Genomic DNA, 6,483 nt, shown 5'->3' with positions numbered 1-6,483 from the left:
GACTAAAAAACTTAGCTTACAACACAGGTCAAACTATTTATCAAATTAAGCATAATTTGCTTTCTAATTATTTAATAGGACAACTAAAACGTCCAGATATTGCTATGTCAATGGTTTAGTCTTTAGGCGCTCGGTGCGGCTACGCCGCACCATCGCTTGTGCCAGTTGCGTAAGTCCTATTTAATTTCAAATAACCTGAAAACATTCAACTTTGAAGTGGTCAGCACTAACGCAACCGGAAACATCATTAACCTACGGAATGAAAGTGCAAAATACTTTGTAGAAGACTTGGGAAATGGTGTGACATTGGAAATGGTGGAAATACCAGGGGGAACATTTATCATGGGTTCACCGGAAAATGAAGCAGGAAGAGATTCAGACGAAGGTTCCCAACATCAAGTTACTGTTCCTAGTTTTTTCATGGGAAAATATCAATTGACACAGGCACAATATCAAGCTATCATGGGTGATAACCCTTCTGCATTCAAAGGCAATAATCGCCCAGTGGAAAGAGTCAGTTGGAATGATGCAGTTACATTCTGTGAAAAGTTAAGTCAAAAAACACAGAAAAACTACAGATTACCCAGTGAAGCTGAATGGGAGTACGCTTGTAGAGCCGGAACTACTACACCGTTTTATTTTGGTGAAAGCATTACTACTGATTTGGTAAACTATAATGGTAATTACACTTATGGTTCTGCACCAAAAGGCCAGGATCGTCTACAAACCACAGATGTAGGTTCTTTTCCCCCTAACGCTTTTGGTTTGTATGATATGCACGGTAATGTATGGGAGTGGTGTTTGGATGACTATATAGGTAATTATAGTAATGCGCCTAAAGGTGGTAGTGCTTTGACAGGGAGAAGTAGTGAAAAGCTACTGCGGGGCGGTTCTTGGTTCTCCTATCCTTCTAATTGCCGTTCGGCTAATCGTGGGTATAATGGTCCAGGCTTCGTCAGTATCTACGACAACGGTTTTCGTGTTGTGTGTGCTACTGTGTGGAATTAGTAGCCCTTTACACTCTTGCTCTTTTGCCCTTTTCCCTTCTTTATCTTTTCCGTTCTTCAATCGCGTCACGGCGATCAATTTTTTTCTAAAAGTTAGAGTAGGGCATATTGTGCGATAATAACAAAGTTTTTCCGTCATGTCAAGTTTTATTTTGTCAGAATCAGGATATCCAGGATTTTAGGATTTTCAGGATGTTGTTGACAAATTTCTGGTTTTCCTTTGCGTCTTTGCTACTTTGCGTCTTTGCGCGAAACTGAATATTAAATATTGTCAGAATCAGGATTTTCAGGGTTTTTGTGTAGATTCCTTTCACAGTTTGTAACATAATTAATTATCTCCTTATCATTAACTCTATGAGTTTTGACAACGTTTGTAAACTACTAGCAGAAAAATATCCCTTTGATTTTGCTAAATGGTTACTTCCCCAAGCACCAAAAACGATCAAAGTCTTAAAAACCGAATTGAGTATAGAACCAATTCGCGCTGATTTTGTCACCTTCTTACAAACAGAAAATCGGATTTTACATATTGAATTTCAAACCAACCCACAATCTAAACCTCCAATTCCTTTTAGAGAGTTAGATTATTCAGTGAGATTAATCCGTACATATCAAGTTCCTGTTACTCAAGTCGTGATTTTCTTACAAGAAACAAATGATCCAATTGTTTTCACTGAATAATATGTTAACGAAACAACACGACACCGTTATCGTGTAATCAGAATGTGGGAACAAGATTCAGCCTTATTTCTCAATAATCTGGCATTATTGCCATTAGCACCATTAACACAGACAAATTCACCTCAAGGCTTATTATCCCAGATTGCCAATAATGTTGCTAAAATTGCAGATAGGGAGACTAAACAGGATATTGCAGCTTACACAGAGATTTTAGCAGGTTTGCGATTTGAGAAAGACTTTATTCGTCAATTGTTAAGTGAGGATATTATGCAAGAATCAGTCATTTATCAGGATATTTTGCAGAAAGGAGAACAGAAAGGAGAACAGAAAGGAGAACAAAAAGAAGCAGTTAAATTTTGTCTACGTTTACTTAATCAACGGTTTGGGGAACTTGATTCTTTAATAGTTGAAAAAGTCAAAGGTTTACCTGTAGAACAGTTAGAAAATTTAGGTGCTGCATTGTTTAATATTTCTGAAGTTGCTGATTTGGTCACTTGGTTAAATCAACAAGATCATCAGAACGAATGATTTGTGGTGTTGGGTTTTGCAACCCAACCTTGTATCTTAGAGGAGGTTGTTTTTTGATTTGTTGCTGCATTAAACCAAATTTCATGATCTCCTTTAGCGGCACGGTAAAACTCGAAACCCAGCTTTCTTAACTTTTTAGTCACTTCTCAATAATAAAAACTCGCTAATCTCCCCATTATACCTTCATAATTAACGGATATTCAAATTGAGAAGGTAAATCTTGTAAATGAAAATTATGATTTTTTTCTTTCTCCAATTCTAATAATACCTTAGCTACATCTTCAGCAATTTGTATAGGTTCTTGTACTGTTTTACCTTCTGCTACTAAACCTTGTAAATCATCGCTTGTAGCTACAAAATATTCTTGATCTTGTTCAATAAATCTTTCAATTTTGAGTCGAATTAGGGTTTGCATTTAGTTAACCTTTTTGCTAAAAATAAACCATTTGATCATTAACTTATCATTAACTTCGATAGTAAGTTGATGTGCAGCACTCACTGTATAACTAAAAAACCTAAAATTACTGTAGTGCAAGCATCTTGCTTGCATCTATTATCCAAATTAAAAGCACAACAGCTTAGTGTTGTTTATATTATAACTTTCTGTGTTCTCTGCGCCTGGAGCGTGAAAAAAACAAAGACGCAAAAACGCACAGAAAAACCTTTTGCGTCTTTGCGTCTCTGCGTGAGATATTTCCTTAACCTACCTTAGCAACATAAGGACTTGTCAACTTATCCAATTGCTGTATTAACAAACTGAGGAATAAACCTACATCTGTAACTACACCTACTGATTCTATTGAACCGCGATCGCTCAATTTTGTCACTACTGCCGGGTTAATATCCACACATACCATTTTTACACCTGCTGGGGTCATATTCCCCACACCAATGGAATGTAACATGGAAGATAACATGAGAATCATTTCTGCACCTTGAATAAGTTTAGCATATTCCTGTTGTGCTTGAATTAAGTTCATCAGAGTGTCAGGTAAAGGACCATCATCACGAATAGATCCAGCAAGAACAAAGGGTACATTATTTTTTACGCATTCATACATTACACCACCAGTAATAATTCCATCTTCCACAGCATTGGCGATACTACCATAACGGCGAATAGTGTTAATAACTTTTAAGTGATGGCGATGTCCACCGCGTACTGCTACACCGCGTTTCATATCTACGCCTAGTGATGTACCCATTATGTTCTGTTCTATATCATGAACAGCGATCGCATTGCCCCCTAAAAGTCCTTGTACGTAACCTTCCCGAATCAATCTGGACAAATGCTCACCACCACCTGTATGTATAACCACAGGTCCAGCAGTGACAACTACTTTACCACCGCTTTCCTTAATTTTACGTAATTCCCAAGCCACTTGTTCCACGACTATTTCTACCCGTCTTTCACTGGAAACACCGGAAGACATGAAGGTAAATTCTTGAGTGCTGCGTTGTTCGCGGGATTCTGTTTTTCTAATGGTGCGAATACCGTAAACATCAACAACTACCTGATCACCAATTTCTAAATCTCGCAATATTTTGCATTTTGCTACTATACCATTAGCAGTATTGGATATAGCGATCGCTCCATCCATCCTTTGATTTTCTACTTTTAACCATTGTCCATTTATTCTCACTTCCGTAGGATAAATTGTACTTACATAGAAGTCATCAGGAGCAACACCCGCTTGTAACACAGGTTCGAGTTTAGCATCTTGGACATCTTGGGGTAAATTAACCGCACCCAAATCTATCAATTGTGAGATAATTTCTTCCATTACCCCGTGAGACGGTGCAGAAACTCGCACTTCAGCCGCAGAAGTGCTTTGACGTTGTTCTCCCAAGTTAAATTTAAGAACTTGGAAACTGCCACCATTATCAACAATTAAATCTAATGCCCGATTAATTAAACCAGCATCTAGTAAATGTCCTTCCAAGCTAATAACCTTACTTTCCACCTGAGTATTAGCGTGTAACTCAGTTCTTACAGGTTCCGTTACTCGTAAAGTTAAACATTTAGCTGCACCACCAGCCTTGAGAAATTCAGTTAAAGGAGTTTCAATAATTTGAAAACCCACCTCAGCCAAACGTGATTTTAAACTATCACTAGCCTTATTCATAATCACAATGCTTTCAACATTTACAGCATTACAAGCAAAGTTGACAGCATCAGCCTCTTCAATAGCAATGCGTTTTTCTGGAGCGACACGCATTTGAATTAAGCGATTAGAATAAGAATCAAACGCACCGGGATAATACAGCAAATAACCATTTGCCAAAGGACAAAAACAGGTATCGAGATGATAAAATCTTTCATCTATCAAACGCAGAGAAAGCACCTCCACATCTAACCATTTTGCCAGATAGGGGTGAGAATCTAACTCCGAGCGGAAACCATATCCCGCCCATAACCAGCGCCCTTCCCTGTCTAATAACGCATCTCCAGCACCTTCAAAGGGTAAATCTTTAGGGAGAGTGTAAACATGATAACCATTTTCTTCAAACCATTGGTGAAAATACGGTTCTTCTCCTTGGCGTTCCTTATGTAAAAAACGGCTGAGAACCACATTTTTACCTAATACTAGACCAGCATTGGCACTAAATACCATATCTGGCCAACCTTTTTGGGGTGTAACTAAATCTACAATGGCATGATCCTTAATTACGTGGTATAATTTATTCCATTGCTCCACTGCGCGATCGCGTGACGACTTATGAATATTCCCCTCCATCCAAGGATTAATCACGTAGTCTACATCGTAATGGTCAGGAGCGCACATCAAAAAACGAATTTGGGAAACCATAAATTTGTGTTAACTTTGAGTCAATTTTTAGTTAATTTTTACTTTCTTCTTGAGTAATCTTTTGTAAATACAGCGTTTTGTTCTGGTCAGTCTGTTACATCTGTTACTTAATTTTTACATTCTATGCCGGATAAGCCTTTTGGCATATCGTCCATATTATATTACTGGGATGGAAAAATTGTCGGGTTAAGAGTCACGAAGGTTTATGAAGAGATGTGAAAATATATAAATGTATCTTTACAATTGGGGAAGATTTAGTTAATTTTAATTTACAATTATCAAGAAAAATTACTGATGAAACTTATGAAAATTAATCACTAATTCCAATAGAATATACTTAATAATGTGTTTGTTGAGGGTGTGAAAAGTAAAATATAAGGGATGATAAATTGCAATTAGAGATAAAATAAAATAGTATATTCTAGTATACTTAAGGAACAATATCCTTAATAGTATTTTCTATAGGAAACATAGGCGAAAAATGAAAATCCAATTCTCAAATTTAGGTTCTATAAAAGAAACAGAGTTAGATTTACGTCCTTTAACAGTAATTATTGGACCAAATAACTCAAATAAAACTTATATTGCCTATTCTACTTATGCTTTATGGCAACGTGCTGGTAGAACTGTACGTATTACTTAATAATTTAAAACTTAATCAGCAAGGAGAAGGAACTTGGTCTTTGACAATAGATAATGATCTACTGGATTTATTTATAAAAGATGTGTAAGAAGCAGCAAAAAACTTTCAAGGAAATGCTTTAGAATCATTTTTTCAAGATTCAAGTCGCAAACTTTTTGTTCAAACGTCATTTAAAATAATGATTTCTCGTCAAGACGTGGAAACTGCTATACATGAACTAACTCAACAGAAAAATTTTTTTGTAATTGGTGGAAATTATATGATGAAAATTAGCCGCCAAGATAATATTTTATCTTTTAAGATAGATAGTGAAATTGAGGAAATAGATACAAGTGCAAATAGTAGCTTAACTGATGTATTCGATCATTTAAACGAGAGAATAAGTTTGTCATTTATAATTATTATTAAAATCAAAAATAGATATAATCATCAACAAATTACTGAATCAAATACTTTATTTATTGAAGAAATTTTAACAAGCAAAGCATTACCAACACCTATCCAGGATGAATATTATTCAAAAAAATTTTCAAATACTAAGGATAGGGAAGAAATTTATATCAATTATTTATTACCAAATAACAATGATTATATAACTTTATTATTGAATACAAAATTTACTGAAATTAATATAGAGGAAAATGAATATAAGGAAACAATCAAACATGAATTAGAATTACTAAATCTGATCAATAGATTAGCAATCAAGTTTTCAAATCATCAAATATCAGATTATGAGAATTAACACCAATAAGATCCCCAATTTATGCAAAAAGTCGGGGATCTGATTCCTCCTATTGGAAAATCTGCAAAT

4 protein-coding genes and 2 pseudogenes are annotated in these 6,483 nt (G+C 35.6%); 4 read left to right on the top strand and 2 right to left on the bottom strand.

The genetic code is table 11. The features are described from left to right. Positions 1-186: 186 nt before the first annotated feature. Both H6F32_RS13100 and H6F32_RS20585 read left to right on the top strand, forming a co-directional pair. Positions 187-1,008 (top strand): annotated as a pseudogene (locus tag H6F32_RS13100) (formylglycine-generating enzyme family protein); the annotation flags it as partial. A gap of 353 nt (positions 1,009-1,361) precedes the next feature. Further along, a pseudogene (locus H6F32_RS20585) lies at positions 1,362-2,216 on the top strand (Rpn family recombination-promoting nuclease/putative transposase). 175 nt (positions 2,217-2,391) lie between these two features. On the opposite strand, the gene H6F32_RS13085 reads toward H6F32_RS20585, so the two are convergent. Further along, positions 2,392-2,631, bottom strand: coding sequence for a type II toxin-antitoxin system HicB family antitoxin (locus tag H6F32_RS13085; RefSeq protein WP_190369774.1), 240 nt, complete (start codon positions 2,629-2,631; stop codon positions 2,392-2,394). A 283-nt stretch (positions 2,632-2,914) separates the two neighbouring features. Next, on the bottom strand, positions 2,915-5,026 hold the full coding sequence (locus H6F32_RS13080; RefSeq protein ID WP_190369773.1) for a TIGR00300 family protein: 2,112 nt from the start codon (positions 5,024-5,026) through the stop codon (positions 2,915-2,917). Between the two features lie 481 nt (positions 5,027-5,507). Between H6F32_RS13080 and H6F32_RS13075 the strand changes: the two genes are divergently transcribed. Continuing rightward, positions 5,508-5,669 carry an AAA family ATPase gene (locus H6F32_RS13075; RefSeq protein ID WP_190369772.1) on the top strand — a complete coding sequence of 54 codons (162 nt, stop codon included), beginning with the start codon at positions 5,508-5,510 and terminating at the stop codon, positions 5,667-5,669. A gap of 178 nt (positions 5,670-5,847) precedes the next feature. Then, complete coding sequence (locus H6F32_RS13070; protein ID WP_190369771.1) at positions 5,848-6,414, top strand: hypothetical protein; 567 nt, start codon at positions 5,848-5,850, stop codon at positions 6,412-6,414. Positions 6,415-6,483: the final 69 nt, after the last annotated feature.

This window comes from Anabaena sp. FACHB-1237, assembly GCF_014696225.1.
Taxonomy (GTDB): domain Bacteria; phylum Cyanobacteriota; class Cyanobacteriia; order Cyanobacteriales; family Nostocaceae; genus FACHB-1237.
This window is presented reverse-complemented; position numbering and strand designations above follow the sequence as displayed.